Below are 19188 nucleotides of genomic sequence, written 5' to 3'. Positions count from 1 at the left end.
TTGGAAAAAAATCAAGCAATCGGTATCAGTTTACAAGTCAAAGAAGAAATCATTGATTTGCAAATTCCGATCCAAGTAACGATTACACGATTGAAAGAATTATTAAAAGAAGCTTTAACGCAAAATGGTTCGTCACTGCCTGATACGTTCGATTTAGTCGTATTGAATAAACCAATCCGCTTAAAAGAAGAGGCCTATGTAGCGGATTACCCATTAAGTGAAGGCGATCATTTGCTGATTCATGAATCTCAACAAAAAGCGGAGGAACGAACGTGAGCCACATAAAAGATATTTCTGAGACGATCATCATTGAGACAACAGCTGATATGGTAGAAGTAACACTGAATGCGAAACAGTACCAGTTGGATCGCTTAGAACAGTATCAACTATTCTTAGCACAAAAAAAACATTTACTTTCTGGACGAATCGTAGAGTCTTCAGAAGAAAAACTAGTCATTCAGTACCAAAAAAGCAAGCAAATCTATTCTTTGCAAGAATGCCTGAAACGAACAGAACTTTTTCAACGATTATTGCTTGCACAAAAAATCAGTTTCTTATCCGAGTTTTTAACCAGCCCCATCCAACCTTTCATCCATCCGGCAAATCTATTTTTATTCGGAGAAGAAATCATCGTAGGGCATCGGGGGTTTGCGCATTCAATCATTCCTTATGAAGCAACCGAAGAAGAATTTTTGAAGCAATATCGCGCGTTGATCCTAACGATTTTACATCCCAAGTACGATTATGAGCAACTGATTGAAGGAAATGGCACCTTGAAGGATGAGCTTTCGAAGCGAATCCAAGGAGCAAATAGTGTCGCAGAAATTGATCGCATGATCGGCGAACAGGTCGTGCAACAAAAAGCAAAGCGTGCGACTGAAATCCAAATGGTGAACAAAAAAAGCTACCTTGTTTTTAAATGGGGAACACTGATATTAGGAATTTTAACAATCGGTTTAGCGATTACGACAGGTATCTATGCGTTTGATCGACTTCCCGCACAAGAACGGATCAGCTCGGCTGAAACGCAGTACATTGCCAATAATTATGCAGGGGTCTTAACAACATTAAAGGATGATAAACCTGAAGATCTCCCTAATGGCGCCCAATACGTCGCTGCAGTCAGCGCAATACAACTGGATAATTTGTCCAATGAACAAAAAACAGCGATATTGAACAACATTTCCCAAAAATCAAATGAAAATACCTTGCTCTACTGGATCTACATCGGGCGGGGAGATTTTGATCGATCCTTAGATATCGCACAAAATCTCGGTGATAATCAATATATTTTGCATGCCTACACCAAATTATATGACGCCACAAGAGCAAACAATAAAATGAGCGGCCAGAAGAAGCAAGAATTACTAACCAGTTATGAGGAAGAAATCAATAAGTACTTAGAAATTTTAGAAGGCGGGACGGATAGCAATGAAGCAAACTAAGCCAATTTCAATGACTGATCAAATCCAACATTCCGTTTCGGTTCTTTATGATCTATTTTACTTTGGTTCGACGTTTAGTCATAAACAAATGACAGAAAAAATGAATCAAGTAATGATTGAAAACCGCACGATTTCCTGTGAAGATGGACAGCTTTTTTGTGAAGGAGAATTAGTCAGAGATGAGAAGTTTCTCCTAGTTCAGCATGAGCAATTGAAAACGGTTGTCGTCAATAAACCGACGGGAAGTATCTACCTATCAAGGGCAAAAGACTCGGCAATCTGGATCGATTCTGACGCGTTGATTTTTCTTGATTACGATAGTAGTCTCGAGGACTATCAAGTGAAAATCTATCCTAGTGAAGCAAAGATCTATTACAATCACAAACGTGTAAAAAAAGGTGTCTTTCCATTTTCTGTAGGCGATCAATTGATCATTGACCATCTGATCATTGAGATGCGTGAGAAACAATTGAAAATCACCGATCTGAAAAATCAGCTACGGTTAGACCCTTGGCAGTTGCTGGAAGAACCCTATCTTTCCGAGTATCCAGCAAACTTCCCCGCATTCAGACGTAGCCCAAGAATCCACTTGAAGGAGCCAAAAGAGAAAGTAGCGATCCAACCCCCTAAGCAGAAATCTGCTGAAGGAAAGAACGAATGGTTGAAAACGATCGTGCCACCTTTAGGTATGGTTGTTCTAAGCGGTGCGACAAGTTTCTTGAGCGGAGATAATCCAGTCATGCTCATCAGTATGGGTGGGGCTAGTTTACTGACAACAGGCTTTTCTGTTTCGAGTTATTTTACGAATAAAAAAGAAACCAACAGAAAAAATCATGCGAGGGAAGCGCATTATCGTCAGTATATGATCAAAAAAAAATCGGAGCTTAACGTCTTACAGCAAACACAAAAAACAGCTTTGGAATATATGAATCCTTCACTGGATGAACTAGCATTGATGGCAAAAGATTACCATTCACGGATCTATGAACGGATGACAGTAAATGAGGATTTTTTATCTGTCCGTTTAGGGATCGGCGAGATCAACGCCAGCTTTCAAACAAGCTACCAACCGACAGAAGAGGATGAATTAAGCAATGAAGCATTTGAGCATCTCAATAGCCCATACAAACAACTGGGAGATGCACCGATCATTGTATCACTTTTGGAACAAACAGTTGGTTTAGCAGGAACGCCTAATATTTTGCGAACAGCATTACAACTCCTTCTCTTCCAGTTATGCGTATTGCACTCCTATCGAGATGTTGAGTTCATTACACTGATCCCATCAGAAGAATACGAACAACATTGGCGAGAATGGCGGTGGTTGCCCCATGATAAAATTCGTTCGTTAAATCTGAGAGGCATTGTCCATACGCCTCAAAGTCGAGATATGGTTTTGAATTCCTTTTATCAAATAATAGCAAAAAGAAAACAACAAGTTCGTGAGGCTGGAAATGAGAAAGTCCACTTCCAACCGCATTATGTATTTTCGATCCTGGATGAAAGTTGGTTAGCAGGTCATGGATTAAACGAATTTTTGGCCGAAAATTTAGGAGAGTATGGAATTACGGTCATCTGGGGAAAAGAAACATTGAATATGTTGCCAGAAACAACAACGACGTTAATCGAATACCAAAGCAATGAAGCGGCAACGTTGATCAATCAAAACAATGAATATGTGAATCAGCGATTTATTCCGAATCATTTGCCGACAACTTATCCAATCGAAAAAGCGATTCGGCGTTTGGCTAATCTCCATCATGTGGAAGTAGAGAAAAATGCCGTACCTGACAGTTTAAGTCTACTGGATCAGTATGAGGTCAAGACAGTTGAAGAACTCATGATTTCAAATCGTTGGGCTTCGGCTGAACCGAATAAATCCATTCGCTCATTGATTGGCTGGCGCGGGAAAAAAGATTTCGTTTATTGGGATCTGCATGAACGAGTCCATGGCCCGCACGCTTTAGTTGGAGGTACGACTGGTTCAGGGAAATCCGAATTTTTAACGACTTATTTGATCGGTTTAGCGATCAATTTTTCGCCAGAAGATATCGGCATGTTGATTATTGACTGGAAAGGTGGCGGCATTGCCAATACCTTAGACCATTTACCGCACTTTATGGGAGCAATCACCAATTTGGACGGCGCTGGAACTGCGCGAGCCTTGGCAAGTATCAAAGCAGAGCTGGCAAAACGACAAAGAGAGTTTGCCAAATATGGCGTAAATAATATCAATGGCTATATGTCTTTGTATAAACAAAGAAAAACGCCTAAGCCAGACGTTGTTTATCCGCAAAAACCATTGCCTCATCTGATCCTAGTTTCCGACGAATTTGCAGAGCTTAAAGCCAACGTGCCAGAATTCTTAGACGAACTCACCTCGGTTGCCCGGATCGGACGTTCATTAGGTGTTCATCTGATTTTAGCCACTCAAAAACCTTCTGGCGTAGTCAACGATCAGATCGAAGCCAATAGTACGAGTAAAATCGCTTTGAAAATGGCGAGTATCCAAGATTCAAATGAACTACTCAAAACACCGGATGCGGCACAAATCGTAAACCCGGGAAGAGGGTATTTGAAAGTTGGCGAAAATGAAGTGTATGAATTGTTTCAAAGCGGATATGCCGGAGTGCCTTATGACCCCGAACAATTAATCGAAGAAGTGATCGATGAACGGGTATTTAAAATCAATGAATTGGGACAGCTGGAATTGCTCTATGATCCAGATGTCGAAGTTGTCCAAGGAAAAGATACTCGAGATCTGCCGACACAATTAGAAGCAGTCATTGATCGAATCAAGACAACTTTTGCTGCTTCTGCCTACAAGTTACCAGATAAACCATGGCTACCGAATTTGGAGAAGCAACTCGTTACCCCAAAAGTGACACAGGCGGAAGACCGCAATCTAGCAATCCCATTTGGGTGCTTAGATATCCCTTCGGAACAAAAACAATTGAATCATACTTTCAATCTTGAAGAAGCCAGTCATACATTGATCGTTGCCAGTCCAGGGTATGGGAAATCGACACTGTTGCAAACCCTTGTGATGAACCTTGCTCGTCAAAACACCCCTGAAATGATTCACTTTCATTTAATCGATTTTGGGAATAACGGCTTATTGCCACTCAAAGAATTGCCGCATGTCGCAGATATTGCAACCTTGGAAGAAGATGAAAAATTGCAAAAAATGCTCGGGCGAATCGAAAAAATACTGGCTGAGCGCAAAAGTTTATTCAAGCAAGCTGGAGTCGCTAATCTCACACAATACGAGACAAGAACAACAGAAAAATTACCGATCTTAGGAGTCATTCTCGACAGTTATGATGGATTGAGTTTAGAAGATAAGCGTAAAGATAGAATTGACGAAGTGTTGCTTCAATTACTACGAGATGGCGCAAGTTTAGGTGTCTTTCTTGTGATGACTGCAAATCGAGCAGGTAGCATCCGAACCAATATGATGAGCAATATTGCAACGAAGATCGCGATGTATTTAAACGATGAAAATGAGATAAACATGGTCATGGGCAGAAATGCTTTAACCTCCGAAGCAATCAATGGTCGTGGGCAAGTCTTACTGTCTACGCCAACCACTATTCAGTTTTATCTCCCAAGTAATGGAAAAAATGATGCCGAACTACTCCAACATTTGGAAGAAGAAATCATAGAGATCAATCGAGCATGGACAGGAGAACGCCCTGACAAAATCCCAATGGCCCCAGAAAATCTAACTCGGAAAAGTTTCACTTCTTACCTTGTGCAAGCCGATGAAAACAAACTGTATTTGGGATTGAATAAAGCCACCTCATTAGTAGAATCTTTCGCCTTATTCCAGAGTCTGCGATTAGGGATCTTTTTCAGCAGCAACAAGCAATTCCGTGCAATGATGCCTTGGTTGCTTCAACAAATCTGTCAAGAACGTCAAGGAGAAGTGGTATTGATTGATGCCAATGGCACACTCGAATCAGCGAAGGCGGGTGTTTCACTCTATTTGGACCGTTCATGCCTTACGAAAGAACCAACAGTCCTAAAAACGGCACTAGAAGCGCTCTTAACAAATGAAACTTGCAAGAGGCTCGTTATTATCAATGGTATCGCGGACCTAGTAGGGAAACTAACATTGGACCCTGAAGAAGTAACTGCTCTATTAAGTGGAGGAAGTGATCATTTACAATTTATCTTTATCGATAACATAGCGAAAGTCGGCAATACATTTGGCGGAATCACTACGTTCGTAAAAGAAAATATCGACCAGATTTTATTTGGTGGTAGTTTACAAAACCAATTATTCATTGAAAATCTTTCTTACCAAGAAAAAAACGCAATAGTTGCTAAAAACGTTCTACACAGTTTGAAAGATGATCAATTGGAAGCCATTGTGTTTCCTACGGAGGAAGAAGTATGAGAGAAGAAATGATCACAACGTTTTTGCCACTAGGCAGTATTGTCAGACTAGTAGGAACAGAAGATGATCAACTGCTGTATTTTATCGTCGCTCGTGCCATTGCCAAAAATGAAGAAGAAAAAGTCATCTCGAGATATCGTGTAGCACCTCATCCGTTCGGTGATGTGCCAAGCCAAGAAGTCTTTTCTATCCAAGCTGACCAAATTACAGAGGTGTTATTCGAAGGCTTTCAAAATCAAGCCGATGAAGAATTTTTAGATGACTTGTTAAGGCAACTTAAAGATGCGCAAAAGCATCCATTGCCTGTACAAGAAGAACCATCTGCACCGATTGCAGAAACCGTTGAAATAAATGAAGAAGAGAGATTAAAAGAAGATCCATTTTATCAATTTAGATAAGGAGAAAACAGATGCCGAAAATCGCTTCTCAGGAATCCACTGCAGCAGCAGCCGTATCAGGAATAAAAAATGTTTCTGTCAGTAGTAGCAAAACAAGTTCTTTAAACAAGAGTACGATCAGCAGCATGAAAACCGGTGTAGAGGTCAGTAACAAGCTTCTCGATGATATTTCAAATCTAGTCACTTGTGTCAATGAACAAGCAAACAAATTCCCCCAGCTCGCTCAAGCAATTGCGGTCAGAGATAGTCAATCAAGGTTCAAGTAAGGAGTCAGTATGGAAAATGAACAATTGATAGCTGAATATGATCGTAAAATCAGCAACAATGAGCAACGATCGGAGCGTCTAAGCAAAGAAAAACAACAGTTAAAACAATGTATCCATCATTTAGAGATGGATATGCGAAAAAGCTTTCGAGAAATCCAACGATTCACAGAAGAATCAGTCTCCCAAGGAAGTCAAGCAGCTCGTTGGGAGAAAAATGAGAACGAAGGGAAATCAGCTTACTTCACGCGGCTAGTAGAAGAACAACAGCACCAACTGGACCAAGAATACTTAAACGGTGTGCTCAAGCTTGAAGAAGAACGTACAGCCCTTCAGAAAGAAAGGAATAAACGATGGGATTAATCTATTCAGCCAGTGAATCTTCGAACTTAATAAGTAATATGACCACTAATTTATCACTTGCTCGTACAACGATCGACCAACTACGAACAGGTAGCCAACAAATTGTTCAAGCAGTTGACGGAAAAACACTCTCCGGAGCAGCTTATCAAGCCGGTAAAGGACTGTTTTCTGAATTAATCATTCCTACAGTTAATCGGGTAAACAATGCGGTACAAGAAATTCAGTCAGATCTGAATCTTTACTCCGCCGCGCATCAAATCGTTGCTAGTGAAGGATACTTGGACGAAGAGAATTTAAGCGGACAGATTCGGGCTAAATCATTTGCTAAACAATCGATTGAAAACCATGCGCAGACGATCAGACACATCGCTAATATAAGCATCTTACCAGGTATCACAGAAATGCTGACCGACTTCCATCGCAACCTGATGAGAATGTCAGACAGCTTGCAAGAAGACATCTACAAGTTGCAACGCAAACAGCAAAAACTCAATGCCTTTAACTCTCAAACCAGTGGACTGTTCAACAACAGTCTACTGGAATTAAAACTTGCCATGCAAAGTGTCTTAGTTTTGAATCAAACTACCGTAAAGGCAGATGGAAGTTATACATTGCCGAAAGGGGTGGATGGAAGTTGGTTTGAGAAGTACAAACCAAACGGACAGACATTGCTAGAAGAATCTTCAACCAATGCCTTCTTAGAGCTGTATGGGGAGATTGAAAAATTAGTTCAACCTCTAAAAGAAGGGAAAACCGATGCAATCAAACGACTTGAAATGTTGGTCAGCAATTATCCTGATGCGTTGGTAAACAAGCTGGCATCCAACGATGAATTTTGGATGCTTACCAATTATCTACCTTCAGGGATGAAAACTAAATTGTTTAACTGTCTGACAAAATACGAAATGTTCGGTAAAACTGTTGCTCAAGGAAAATGGCTTCCTAAAATCGACACGATAGGCAAAGCCTATCAAAATTTCACTAAATTTACCTCTCCCGTAAAAACCTATGTCAGTGAAGGTTTGAAGAACTCCCATTTGATACAAGGAGCTAAAAAATGGGGTGTCGCCAAAGGATTAGGAACGGTAGGTCAAGTAGCTACTTACGCGCAATTAGGAGTCACTTTCGCAGCAAATGCTGTGAATGAATATGGAAAAACAGGAAGTATTGGTAAAGGAATAATAGGCGGCGGAATAGAGATGGTGAAGAGTATTGGTCCGTTAGAGGGAATGACATTAGGTGCAAAGTTAGGCACATTTGTACCATTTATTGGGAATGGTGTTGGTGCTGCTATAGGTCTTACTGCAGGCTTAGTAAATAAGGGGATACAACTACTAGCACCAAATGTGTATGATCGTGGTAAAACTTGGGCATATGAAGTATATGATAGGAGTACGGAAAAAATAGGCAAAGCGATTGAGCAAAGTACTAATACAGTGAAATATATGAATAAGGAGATTCAGCAAGTGGGAAAATCAATTGGGAATGCACTATCTTCGATAAAATTACCAGAAATAAATTTTAATTGGAGATTAATATGAAAAATTTATTCAAAGCATCTTTTGAAGAAAGTTTAAATTTGAAAAATGATAAGCTAATCAATTATATGAAAAATGATGTTGAAAGGTGGGATTTAAAAGAAAGACCTGTTTTATTGAAAATATTAGCGCTAGCTTTGATAGGCATGCTATATGGCATAGTTTTATTTACAAATAGCATTATTACGAATCACGATAAGAATAGTTTAGTTCCACAAGCCGATATAAACTTTTTACCTTTATCTTTGTTTTGGATACTTTTGGTAATGTATTTAGTTATATGGGGCTATACATTGATTAAACGTTATCGAGCTACTAAATTTTTCTGGGGCTACATCAATACAGTAAACATTTTTGTTTGGCTAGTAATTGAAACTAACCTTCTTTTCATCACAGCATTTCTAAAGCCTCTAACAGCTATAGGAATGGGAATATTTTTCTCAATAATTTTATTAGTAGGATATATAGTAGTTAGAAGTAAGAAAGCGTCCTTAGAAAATTTACTTTATGATACAAATAAAAAAGAAAAGGTGGATGAATGGATAGAAAAAGCAATAAATTTAGTGGTGAAGTATAGCTCAATAGTCGTTATTATCGGGGTTATTTGGAATTTTATTTTTCCTAGTGGAGATAAACCACGCACAGATGTAACGGGTTTTATAGGATTTTTAGCTATGTGGTTTGTGTTTGATATAGGATTTATTATCGCACAAGCCTACCTGTTCCTTCCGTATCTATTACATGGTTACTATAAACACAAATATTCAGAAGAATACCGCAATCTGGAAGGGCAAACACAATTAGAATGGTACGGAGAGAAATATTTTAATAAGCATATCAAAGGGACTGATAAAGAAGAAAAAATAAAAACATAATGAGTAGACATTAGAAATGAGATTAGCTTTAACTGGAGAAAAATATGAAAAAATTATTCAATGCGACATTCGAAGAAAGTTTAAATTTAAGTGATGATACATTTGTTACTTTTATGAATAAAGACGTTAATCAATTACCCGATCCAACAGGTGGTAAAAAGGTAGTTGCTAGAGTGATCGGAGTACTATTACTTGCCTTTTTAATAGGAATCAATTATTTGATCGCCGTTATATCCACGAAAATTAGTGCAGGAGAACTAGGACCTAGTCCACTTCCTACACCAGATATCAATTTTTTACCAATGTGGTTGTTTTATTTATTATTTTGTATCTGGCTAACTTTAGTTTTCATTTTTAGGGATAGAGGGGAGTATTACTTTACAAGAATACGAGGTCAATTCAACTTAAACTTATATATTATCTGGTTAGTGATAGAGATGAATCTTTTATTCATAACAGTATTTCTTAAACCACTAACCATTTTAGGTATGCTATTCCTACTAGGATTGATCGGAGTAGTTAGCTACCTCGTGTTTAAGACTAAGAAACGTACGATTGAGTACGTGTTATATGAAGTTGAAAGAAAAAAAGATAAGGTAGATATGTTGATAGATCAAGTAATGAAATTAGCAATGAAATATGGCTGGGGAATTGTGACCGTAGGTATATTATGGAAGTTCGTCTTCCCGAACAGTGGTGAAGTAAGAACAGATATTTTTGGAGTCATTAGTATGTTAGGTATGTGGATAGCTATGGATATTGTCATAATTTTTGCAGAATCCTATCTATACTTCCCCTATCTATTACACGGGTATTATAAGCAAAAATACGCAGAACAATACCGCGATTTGGAAGGGAAAACACAAATAGAGTGGTATGGGGTGAAATATTTCAACAAACATATCAAAGGAACTGATAAAGAAGAAAAAACAAAAACATAAGAAGTAGACGTCAGGATGAGATTAACTCTAAATGGAGAAGCATATGAAAAAATTATTCAATGCGACATTTGAACAAAGTTTAAAGTTATTAGATGATCCATTAGTTGATTATATGATAAGAGATACATCTAAACGATCACTATATAACGGAGAAAAAAAAGTTTTACCAGTAATTCTATTTCTAATGTTAGTTCTTTTTTCATATGGTATAGCTATTCTTTCAAGAGACTCTATTTTACAACATAATCCTGCTAGTTTTCTCCCGATTCCTAGTATAAATTTTTTGCCAATAAATTTATTTTGGATATTGAATATTATCTATTTATGTAGTTTTATTTTTTTTCAAACGAAAAGTAGGTTCAGTAATAAATTATTTATTAAGTTAAATAATTTGAATAATTACATCATATTATTAGTTATCCTGATGAATCTATATTTTTTAACAATTTTTTTTAAACCGCTAACACTTTTTGGTACTTTATTTTTGTATCTATGTGTGATTTTGGTGGGATATGTTTTGGTGATCAGTAAATTCAATGCACTAGAACGTCTTTTGTTTAACAGCACTTCAAAATTAAATAAGGTTGATAAGAAAATAGAAAAATTGATGGATTTTATTTTGAAATGTGGGGGGATTTTGATTGTTATCGTAGGAATTTGGAAATTTGTATTTCCAGATACTGGAGAAGTTCGTAATGATATTTTTGGATTTATTGGTATCGTATTCATGTGGCAGTTAATGAATATTGGAACCATAGTTGCGGAACTATATATGTTCTTGCCATACCTATTACATGGTTATTATAAAAATAAATTTCCTGAAGAGTATCGTCATTTGGAAGGGAAAACACAATTAGAATGGTACGGAGAGAGATATTTTAACAAACATATCAAAGGAACTGACAGGGAAGAGAAATAGCATAGGAAGTAGTGGAAATATATAAAATAACTGGAAAGGCACGATCTTCGGTGAAAATTCCAAAGATTAGTTTTTGGTGATAGAGAATATGAAACATCTGTTTAATGCATCATTTGAACAAAGTATTAAGTTGTTGGATGACCAATTAATAATATATATGATTGAGAAAGGAGATCCTAAATCACTTCGGAGTAGACCAATATTAAATACTTTTTTTTCAATCGTGATATTTAGCATTGTTTATCTTATATCTACAATGTTTTACCACCAAGATCCTAATAGTCCTGTGGGCAGAGCTGAAATCAACTTCTTCCCATCTTGGCTCGTGGTCATGTTTTTATTTTTATGGTTACTATGTATCATCTACATCAAAAAAGTCGTTTACAAGGAAATTAGTCAAGTTACTTTCCTTCTAAATGCGAATAATCTATTGATAATAATGTTGTTGAGTGCAAACTTATGGTGTATAACATTTTTTCTTAAACCATTGACTCCAATAGGATTGACAGTATTACTAGCAATAGTATTACTAGCTAGTTGTGTCATTTTTATAAATAAGAAGCGTTCAATTGAGTATGTTTTGTATGGAACAGGGAGAAAGAAAGATATGTTGGCTATGTTAGTAGAGAAAGCAATAAAATATGGCTGGATAGTTGTCATTGTCGTCATGGTATGGAAAATCGTATTTCCGGATAGTGATGAGGTCCGAACAGATTTTGTTGGATTTATCAGTACTTTAGGTCTATGGATAGCTATGAATATCGTTATGATTTTCGGAGAAGTCTATCTATTCTTGCCATATCTATTACACGGTTATTATAAACACAAATACTCAGAAGAATACCGCAATCTGGAAGGGAAAACACAATTAGAATGGTATGGAGAGAAATATTTTAACAAACATATCAAAGGAACCGCTATGGAAGAAGTGTAGCATAGAGAGATTAAAGTGTTCGTACAGAGAAAATGAACTTTAATTGGGGACAATTATGAAAAATTTATTCAAGGCATCTTTTGAAGAAAGTTTAAATTTGAAAAATGACAAGCTAATCAATTACATGAAAAATGATGTTGAAAGGTGGGATTTAAAAGAAAGACCTATTTTATTGAAAATATTAGCGCTAGCTTTGATAGGCTTGCTATATGGCATAGTTTTATTTACAAATAGGATTGTTACGAACCACGATAGAAATAGTTTTCTCCCACAAGCCGAGATAAACTTTTTACCTTCATTTATATTTTGGCTATTTTTGGTGATGTATTTAGTTATATGGATCTATACATTGATTAAACGTTATCGAGCTACTAAATTTGTCTGGGGCTACATTAATACGGTAAACATTTTTGCTTGGCTAGTAATTGAAATTAATCTTTATTTTATTACAGCGTTTCTAAAGCCTTTAACAGTTATAGGAATGGGAATATTTTTCTCAATAATTTTATTAGTAGGATATATAGTAGTTAGAAGTAAGAAAACTTCCTTAGAAAATTTGCTCTATAATAAAAATAAAAAAGAAAAGGTAGATAAATGGTTAGAAAAAATAATAAATCTAGTGGTGAAGTATGGCTCAATAGTCGTTATTATTGGGGTTATTTGGAACTTTATTTTTCCTAGTGGAGATACACCACGCACAGATGTAACGGGCTTTATAGAAATTTTAGCGATGTGGTTAGCACTTGATATAGGCTTTATTATTGCACAAGCCTATCTATTCTTCCAGTATCTATTGCATGGTTATTATAGACACAAATATTCAGAAGAATACCGTGATTTAGAAGGGAAATCACAATTAGAATGGTACGGAGAGAAATATTTTAACAAACATATCAAAGGAACTGATAAAGAAGAAAAAATATAAGGAGTAGACATTAGAGATGAGCGTAGCTTTAATTGGTGAAGAATATGAAAAAATTATTCAATGCGACATTTGAACAAAGTCTAAACTTGTTGGATGATCGTTTAGTCGATTATATGATAAAAGATACTGAAAAAAGAGGGTTATATAATGGGAAAAAGCGCTTTTTATTAATGTCTTTATCAATAATTTTAATAATGGCACAATATGGTTTTGTAAAAATTACTGAATTTGGGATGAAAAGTCCTGATAGAAATAGCTTTGTTCCTGAACCAGATATAAATTTCTTGCCAGAAAGTTTTTTTTGGATATTACTTTTTATTTATTTATCTATCTGGTTATATACAAGATATAAAAATAAGAATAATAGTAGTACAAGAATTTTTATTACAATGAACACCTGTAACAATTACCTTATTTGGTTAATACTGACAGTAAATTTATTTTTTATTACTATTTTTCTGAAACTATTAACTTCTATTGGGATGATAGTCGTTTTAATTTTATTAACGGTAGTAGGCTATATCGTTATTAGAAGTAAATATAATTCCTTAAATATAAAAAATGCTTAATATAAAAAACAAAGAAAAAAATAAGCTCGATGATTTTATAGAAAACATCATAAAAATTGTGATGAGTTACGGCTGGATAGTGGTCATAATAGTCATGATTTGGAAATTTATTTTCCCTAGTGGGGATACACCTCGTACCGATATGATCGGTTTTATTAACATTTTTGCTATGTGGATAGCGTTTAATATTGCAGTGATGGTCGCCGAAGCCTATCTATTCTTCCCATATCTATTACATGGTTACTATAAACACAAATATTCAGAAGAATACCGCAATCTGGAAGGGCAAACACAATTAGAATGGTACGGAGAGAAATATTTTAATAAGCATATCAAAGGAACTGACAAGGAGGAAATACATAATGAGTGAAGTCAAAAAGTTATTACCATTAGGAAGTATCGTTTTGCTTGAGGAAGGTTTACAAAAATTAGTTATCGTTGGAAGAGGAGCGATATATACAGATCAACATACGGGGAAAGATACATTTGCAGATTATATGGCAGTGCTTTATCCATCTGGTTTAAATCCTGAAACAACGATTTTTTTTGATCATGAAAATATCGATAAAGTTGTGTTTGAAGGATATAGTGATGAAGAAGAAGTGAGATTTTTAGATATCTACGGTAAGTGGGAGGCTGATGTGAAAGAAGCCGCAAGTAAACCAGATCAATCTGTGTCAATCGGCTTTGATTGATAGCAGGTGCGTCTTGTTATTTTAAAGTGCTTGAAATGCTTTTTCTTTTTTAGGAAATTATAGGAAAGCAACAAATCAGTGACCAGCTATACGAAAAGCCGAATCAACGGTGTTGCTTGTTGATTCGGCTTTTCGTAGTAGTGGCTGTACCACAGAATCGCTGTTGTTACATCATTTATAATTTTTCTCCAACTTTTTCAATTCTTCTAACATTGCTTTTCTACGTGGATACTTTTCTTTTAGTTCTTTGATCAATAATTGAACAGAGATTGTGCTGCTTGGAAGAGTGGCCATTTCGGCAATCAGCAAAGCCATTTTATGATACCGAGAGCGTGTAGTTGTTTCAGCGGCCATTCGACGTAGTTCATATTCATATTTTTGAAGGAGTGCTTCTGGGAATTGCTTTCTTAAGAAAGAAAAATAGCGACTGGCTTCTTCTAGGCCAGGTGATTTGAGAATGTAGTCCAATAATAGATCATACCGTCTTTCTTTTGAATAGAATAAACCAACATCAGTTCGATTTTTTAATTGCTCAAATAATTGTTCACGTACTTCTTCCCACTGATCGATCGAATAGGATTTTTTCAATTGATGGATCAAATTCATATCAACGGTTTCTCCCTCTAATAGTAGATGGAAAATTTGTTCCGCATAAAGCTCCTTGTTCCCTAATTTATGATAGAGATTTTTTAACGCATAGCGATGTAAAGTGATCATATCGGAAGAATGCTTGTCTAATACAATGCTTTCCTTCAAAACAACAATGGCCTCTTCATACGCTTTTTTTTGCATCAAGTAGTCGATATACTGCGAACGTATTGTGGGTGATTGCCAGCTTTCTCGTGCACGTTGCCGAATTTGGTTATCTGAATAATTCAAGTTCTCCATCTGGCGAATCGATAGAAGTCGTTTATTTTTATAATTGAAGAACCCGTTATTTTCAGTTGTTTGGTCAAGGGCTTGCTGCTCATGATCTGAGAACTGTTGGGGGAACTCTTCATGTAAAACTTGTTGGATATAAAAGCAAGACTGGCTTGCGGTGGTGCTGTTTACTTTGGCTGATAATTTAGAAAACATGCGTTGTTTTTCTTGTTCAGAGGCATGTTTCAGTAACTTTTTCCATAGTGAATAACATTGATGCATGATAAGACTTACATCATTTTCTACATTATGTATCTTTGCTAAGTCAAGGTGTTCGACCACTCGATTCATCAGTTCAAAGGCATGAAGAATTTGATTTTTTTCGACAGCAGTATCAACAAGCTTGGTTAAAAATCCAGACAGTTCATTATTGATTTTTTGTATTGTACGGTCGTTCGTATTATTGGTTGAATATTGAGTGTGTTTTTCTAAAATAACAACCATTTTATCGTAATCGCTAATATTTTTGATTGCAATATGTTCTTGAAAACGTTGTGTAAGTTTTTGATTACCCCTTAAAATACTTAATAGGAAGTCATGGATATCTTGTTCATTTGCATAGGAAATCAGCTTGATAAGATCCGGTGTTTTTTCATGTTTATCCTCTTGTTCGTATTTGAATAAGACAGCCGCGATATGTGCACAATGGTCATTGCCTTCGTGTGAGCAAGTGCAAGCTACACGATAGAAGTGTTCGTGGGTTGTTAATTGGATCAATATGTCATACTCGTTGTTTTCTTCAGTTACTTTTGCGGTGATCTGTTCTTGTGTAAATAAAAATTCGTGAACATGCTTTTCGATAAATAAAGTATAGCCATTATCTAAATCAGGTTCCTCGAAAACGCTTTGCCAATTTTTCATAATATTTCCTCCTGTAGTTATCTTTATACTTTAATTTTACCGAATAAATAAAAAGAAAACAGCAACTTTTTTTTCAGTACATAGATTATTTAATCTTATATAAAAGTAATAATAATATAAAAATGTTATTTTATCTTTAAATAACTACAAGTGGATGGTTTTCTTGGATGCTAAATAAATTTTTCCACGATCGATTGATTTTCTGGGCGTTTCTCTTTTTCTAATCGAGCGATTTGTTGAATGAGTCCATCCAATGTGATCATCGTCATTTCTTCTTCCACTTTTTCCTGCAATTGAGAATATGTTGCAGTCAAGACTTCTTGTATATTGGCACCGACGACACAATTTGGATTTGTTTTAGGATCGACTTGAATCAAACTTGTGTTTCCTTCGATGCTTCGATAAATTTCCAATAAGTTGATATTTTCTGGCGCTTTTGCAAGTACAGGTGCTGGTTTTCCGCTTGTCGTATGAATCAAGTCGGCCTTTTTTAATTGACTCATGATTTTTCGGACATTTGTTGGATTCGTTTCAATACTACGTGCGATCATGTCACTGGAAAGCAGATCTGTCCCTTGGAAGATATGGATGTAAGCTAAAATATGGATCGCATCACTTAGTTGCAGAGAGTATTTCATTAAAATCCATCCTTTCAAATTGATTTCTTGACTTATCTTAGCATACTCTTTATGATAAAGGTGTATTTTATAAATGTACAGCTTTGTGATCGAGAAAATAGCTAATTATAAAAAAGGAGTGGGAATATGACATATTTAGTAACAGGAGCAACCGGAGGATTTGGGCACTATGCTTTAAATGAATTAAAGAAACTAGTTCCTTTGGAGGAAATCTATGTTCTTGCACGTAGTAAAGAAAAAGCAGAACAATTAATAGAAGAAGGTATCGAAGTGCGTATCGGCGATTATGCTGATCCCGAAACAATGGTGCAGGCCTTAAAGGGTATTGATCGTTTACTATTTGTTTCAGGAGTGCCGGGGAACAGACAAGCTGAGCATCAGCATGTCGTGGAAGCGGCAAAAGAAGCTGGTGTTTCTTTTATTGCCTATACGAGTTTTGCGGATGCAGACCATTCGACTAGTATCTTGGCGCCAGACCATCAGTTTACAGAAAAAATCATTAAAGAATCTGGTATCAAGCATACCTTTTTAAGAAATAACTGGTATCTAGAAAATGAGATGCCTTTGATTGATCTGGCATTGAAAACTGGTCAATTTGTTTATGCAGCTGGAGAAGGAAAAACAGGTTGGGCATTAAAGAGAGAATACGCAGAAGTAGCCGCAAAAGTATTAGCAGGAACGGATTATCCGGAAGTCTTAGAATTATCTGGAAAACCAATCACGTATCAAATGTTGGCAGAAAAAGTTGCTAAAGTAAGTGGCAAGTCGATAGAAATTCTCTCACTGGATACAGATGGATTTATAGGTAAGCTTACAGATGCGGGATTTTCTCAAGGTGGTGCAGAAATGACGGCTGCTATTCAAAATGATATTCGGAATAATCAATTAGATGTGATTTCTGATGATTTTGAAAAAGTATTAGGACGTGAATTGACTTCATTAGAAGATGGATTGAAGGAGTTAGGTATTTAATCTGGGGCTATAAGTTTTTATATGGATTTTTATTAAGCAATTAATTCTCGAATATAATGTTTTAATTCAAGTTACTTATTGCTTTTCTAAGACATAAGTTTACTCTTTATTTGGAGATATTCTCCTTGATAACTTAGATACACGCTAGTTTTTGGTGGAATAAAATACTAATTCCACACCAAATTATTTGATAAATACCCCTTTAAATCTTAAGAATTTATATGCTGAAAAATGTTGAAATGTATGTATAATTAAAAAGTGTATGATGTTTAAGGAACCCTTTTTTGTTATCATATGCAACATATTAAATTATTTATTAAGAATAAAGGAGATCAAATGAAAGCAAAAAATTTATTATTGAGTGCAATCGTACTTAGTAGTATAGCAACTACTAATCTTACTGTGTTTGCAGAAGAAGGAACAGCCACTTTTTCGGAAACAACTATCTCGACCCAAACAGAGGAAGTAACAGAACAGTCTACTGAAAACGTGGAAAGAACTGAGTCTATCACAAATCCATTAACTAATGGTGAAGAATTGACTCATACTCATCAAGCGGATTTATCGCAATTTGAAAATCCAGGAATAACAGCGTTCTCAGCACGTTCCTCTTCAAACGATCAACAAGCGTTCATCGATAGTATTGCTGCAAGTGCACAAACATTAGCTAACGCAAATGATTTATACGCATCTGTAATGATCGCTCAAGCGATTGTTGAAAGTGGCTGGGGGAAAAGTACCCTAGCTTCTGCACCAAACTATAATTTATTCGGAATAAAAGGAAGTTACAATGGACAGTCAGTAACGATGCCAACTTCTGAATTTGTTAACGGACAATGGATTACTGTAAACGCTGCGTTTCGTAAATACCCTTCTTATGCCGAGTCTTTACAAGATAATGTGACGGTCCTTAAAACAACTTCGTTCCAGTCAGGAGTGTATTATTATTCAGGTGCATGGAAAAGTAACACCTCTTCATATAAAGATGCTACTGCATGGTTAACGGGGCGTTATGCGACAGCACCAAACTATGGTTCAACTTTGAATAATATCATTGAAACCTATAATCTGACACAGTATGACACGCCAAATTCTAGTACTTCACCGATGTACCGCTTATATAATAAAAGTACAGGACAGCATTTGTATACATTGAATGCGAATGAAAAGAATTACTTATCAACAGTTGGTTGGAAATATGAAGGTATTGCGTGGCAAGCACCAAATAATGGTCAGCCGGTGTATCGTCTGTACAACCCGAATAATGGAGATCATCACTATACAATGGCTCAGTCAGAAATCAATTCCCTTACTCCATTAGGTTGGAGATATGAAGGATTGAGCTTTTATTCTGGAGGTTCTAAACCAATTTACCGATTGTTTAATCCAAATGAAACTATCGGAACACATCATTATACATTAAGTTCAGTAGAAAGAGATTCTTTAACTCCATTAGGTTGGAGATATGAAGGAATTGGCTTTTATGCGAATTAATAAATAAAAAAATATCTGCCTGACTTGGTCTAACC

Annotated in this window: 19 protein-coding genes; 17 read left to right on the top strand and 2 right to left on the bottom strand. The window is 36.1% G+C overall.

Features of this window, described 5'->3' with window-relative positions; translation table 11 throughout:
* The 15 genes from JZO83_RS08075 (at position 1) to JZO83_RS08010 (ending at position 14267) form a co-directional block, all read left to right on the top strand.
* Complete coding sequence (locus JZO83_RS08075) at positions 1-276, top strand: type VII secretion protein, YukD family (protein ID WP_206853079.1); 276 nt, start codon at positions 1-3, stop codon at positions 274-276.
* Complete coding sequence (gene essB, locus JZO83_RS08070) at positions 273-1445, top strand: type VII secretion protein EssB (protein WP_207115449.1); 1173 nt, start codon at positions 273-275, stop codon at positions 1443-1445. The genes JZO83_RS08075 and essB overlap by 4 nt, the downstream gene beginning before the upstream one ends.
* Entirely contained in the window at positions 1432-5847 is a 4416-nt protein-coding gene (essC, locus tag JZO83_RS08065; protein WP_207115448.1) for a type VII secretion protein EssC, read from the top strand. Before essB ends, essC begins: the two co-directional genes overlap by 14 nt.
* Positions 5844-6245, top strand: a complete 402-nt coding sequence (locus tag JZO83_RS08060; protein WP_206853089.1) for a DUF4176 domain-containing protein — start codon at positions 5844-5846, stop codon at positions 6243-6245. The genes essC and JZO83_RS08060 overlap by 4 nt, the downstream gene beginning before the upstream one ends.
* A gap of 11 nt (positions 6246-6256) precedes the next feature.
* Positions 6257-6511 (top strand): hypothetical protein, encoded by a 255-nt coding sequence (locus JZO83_RS08055; RefSeq protein ID WP_207115447.1) that lies wholly within the window; start codon positions 6257-6259, stop codon positions 6509-6511.
* Positions 6512-6520: 9 nt separating this feature from the next.
* Positions 6521-6871 carry a hypothetical protein gene (locus tag JZO83_RS08050; RefSeq protein WP_207115446.1) on the top strand — a complete coding sequence of 117 codons (351 nt, stop codon included), beginning with the start codon at positions 6521-6523 and terminating at the stop codon, positions 6869-6871.
* Entirely contained in the window at positions 6862-8412 is a 1551-nt protein-coding gene (locus JZO83_RS08045; RefSeq protein WP_207115445.1) for a hypothetical protein, read from the top strand. The genes JZO83_RS08050 and JZO83_RS08045 overlap by 10 nt, the downstream gene beginning before the upstream one ends.
* On the top strand, positions 8409-9284 hold the full coding sequence (locus JZO83_RS08040) for a DUF4176 domain-containing protein (protein ID WP_207115444.1): 876 nt from the start codon (positions 8409-8411) through the stop codon (positions 9282-9284). The genes JZO83_RS08045 and JZO83_RS08040 overlap by 4 nt, the downstream gene beginning before the upstream one ends.
* A gap of 44 nt (positions 9285-9328) precedes the next feature.
* Entirely contained in the window at positions 9329-10225 is an 897-nt protein-coding gene (locus JZO83_RS08035; RefSeq protein WP_207115443.1) for a hypothetical protein, read from the top strand.
* 43 nt (positions 10226-10268) lie between these two features.
* The gene (locus tag JZO83_RS08030; RefSeq protein WP_207115442.1) at positions 10269-11144 is read left to right on the top strand and encodes a DUF4176 domain-containing protein; all 876 of its coding nucleotides are present in this window, start codon (positions 10269-10271) and stop codon (positions 11142-11144) included.
* Positions 11145-11232: 88 nt separating this feature from the next.
* Complete coding sequence (locus tag JZO83_RS08025; protein ID WP_242542517.1) at positions 11233-12078, top strand: DUF4176 domain-containing protein; 846 nt, start codon at positions 11233-11235, stop codon at positions 12076-12078.
* Positions 12079-12133: 55 nt separating this feature from the next.
* On the top strand, positions 12134-13003 hold the full coding sequence (locus JZO83_RS08020; protein ID WP_207115441.1) for a DUF4176 domain-containing protein: 870 nt from the start codon (positions 12134-12136) through the stop codon (positions 13001-13003).
* 44 nt (positions 13004-13047) lie between these two features.
* Positions 13048-13572, top strand: a complete 525-nt coding sequence (locus tag JZO83_RS14400; protein ID WP_242542516.1) for a hypothetical protein — start codon at positions 13048-13050, stop codon at positions 13570-13572.
* Positions 13573-13651: 79 nt separating this feature from the next.
* Entirely contained in the window at positions 13652-13942 is a 291-nt protein-coding gene (locus JZO83_RS14395) for a hypothetical protein (protein ID WP_347401512.1), read from the top strand.
* A complete protein-coding gene (locus JZO83_RS08010; protein WP_206853107.1) occupies positions 13935-14267 on the top strand; it encodes a DUF4176 domain-containing protein in 333 nt (110 codons plus the stop codon). Before JZO83_RS14395 ends, JZO83_RS08010 begins: the two co-directional genes overlap by 8 nt.
* Before the next feature lie 171 nt (positions 14268-14438).
* Here JZO83_RS08010 and JZO83_RS08005 read toward each other — a convergent pair whose 3' ends face one another.
* Both JZO83_RS08005 and JZO83_RS08000 read right to left on the bottom strand, forming a co-directional pair.
* Entirely contained in the window at positions 14439-16049 is a 1611-nt protein-coding gene (locus tag JZO83_RS08005) for a hypothetical protein (RefSeq protein ID WP_207115440.1), read from the bottom strand.
* 170 nt (positions 16050-16219) lie between these two features.
* A complete protein-coding gene (locus JZO83_RS08000) occupies positions 16220-16687 on the bottom strand; it encodes an Rrf2 family transcriptional regulator (protein WP_207115439.1) in 468 nt (155 codons plus the stop codon).
* Positions 16688-16813: 126 nt separating this feature from the next.
* Here JZO83_RS08000 and JZO83_RS07995 point away from each other — a divergent pair, with 126 nt between their 5' ends.
* Positions 16814-17659, top strand: a complete 846-nt coding sequence (locus JZO83_RS07995; protein ID WP_207115438.1) for an SDR family oxidoreductase — start codon at positions 16814-16816, stop codon at positions 17657-17659.
* Positions 17660-17995: 336 nt separating this feature from the next.
* Positions 17996-19153: a glycoside hydrolase family 73 protein gene (locus tag JZO83_RS07990; RefSeq protein ID WP_207115437.1), complete on the top strand. Its 1158-nt coding sequence runs from the start codon at positions 17996-17998 to the stop codon at positions 19151-19153.
* The last annotated feature ends 35 nt before the right edge of the window (positions 19154-19188 follow it).

It is taken from the genome of Enterococcus sp. DIV1298c (genome assembly GCF_017316315.1).
Taxonomy (GTDB): Bacteria; Bacillota; Bacilli; order Lactobacillales; family Enterococcaceae; genus Enterococcus_B; species Enterococcus_B mangumiae.
Note: the sequence above shows the minus strand (reverse complement) of the source record. Positions and strands in the feature narration are given on the sequence as shown.

What these genes read in the sequence shown, in the direction of transcription:
- JZO83_RS08030 (WP_207115442.1), top strand. Translation starts at nt 10,269, where the DNA reads ATGAAAAAATTATTCAATGCGACATTTGAACAAAGTTTAAAGTTATTA.
- JZO83_RS08045 (WP_207115445.1), top strand. Translation starts at nt 6,862, where the DNA reads ATGGGATTAATCTATTCAGCCAGTGAATCTTCGAACTTAATAAGTAAT.
- JZO83_RS08055 (WP_207115447.1), top strand. Translation starts at nt 6,257, where the DNA reads ATGCCGAAAATCGCTTCTCAGGAATCCACTGCAGCAGCAGCCGTATCA.
- JZO83_RS08010 (WP_206853107.1), top strand. Translation starts at nt 13,935, where the DNA reads ATGAGTGAAGTCAAAAAGTTATTACCATTAGGAAGTATCGTTTTGCTT.
- JZO83_RS07995 (WP_207115438.1), top strand. Translation starts at nt 16,814, where the DNA reads ATGACATATTTAGTAACAGGAGCAACCGGAGGATTTGGGCACTATGCT.
- JZO83_RS08020 (WP_207115441.1), top strand. Translation starts at nt 12,134, where the DNA reads ATGAAAAATTTATTCAAGGCATCTTTTGAAGAAAGTTTAAATTTGAAA.
- JZO83_RS08035 (WP_207115443.1), top strand. Translation starts at nt 9,329, where the DNA reads ATGAAAAAATTATTCAATGCGACATTCGAAGAAAGTTTAAATTTAAGT.
- JZO83_RS07990 (WP_207115437.1), top strand. Translation starts at nt 17,996, where the DNA reads ATGAAAGCAAAAAATTTATTATTGAGTGCAATCGTACTTAGTAGTATA.
- JZO83_RS08040 (WP_207115444.1), top strand. Translation starts at nt 8,409, where the DNA reads ATGAAAAATTTATTCAAAGCATCTTTTGAAGAAAGTTTAAATTTGAAA.
- JZO83_RS08000 (WP_207115439.1), bottom strand. Translation starts at nt 16,687, where the DNA reads ATGAAATACTCTCTGCAACTAAGTGATGCGATCCATATTTTAGCTTAC.
- JZO83_RS08025 (WP_242542517.1), top strand. Translation starts at nt 11,233, where the DNA reads ATGAAACATCTGTTTAATGCATCATTTGAACAAAGTATTAAGTTGTTG.
- essC (WP_207115448.1), top strand. Translation starts at nt 1,432, where the DNA reads ATGAAGCAAACTAAGCCAATTTCAATGACTGATCAAATCCAACATTCC.
- JZO83_RS08005 (WP_207115440.1), bottom strand. Translation starts at nt 16,049, where the DNA reads ATGAAAAATTGGCAAAGCGTTTTCGAGGAACCTGATTTAGATAATGGC.
- JZO83_RS14400 (WP_242542516.1), top strand. Translation starts at nt 13,048, where the DNA reads ATGAAAAAATTATTCAATGCGACATTTGAACAAAGTCTAAACTTGTTG.
- JZO83_RS08060 (WP_206853089.1), top strand. Translation starts at nt 5,844, where the DNA reads ATGAGAGAAGAAATGATCACAACGTTTTTGCCACTAGGCAGTATTGTC.
- JZO83_RS08050 (WP_207115446.1), top strand. Translation starts at nt 6,521, where the DNA reads ATGGAAAATGAACAATTGATAGCTGAATATGATCGTAAAATCAGCAAC.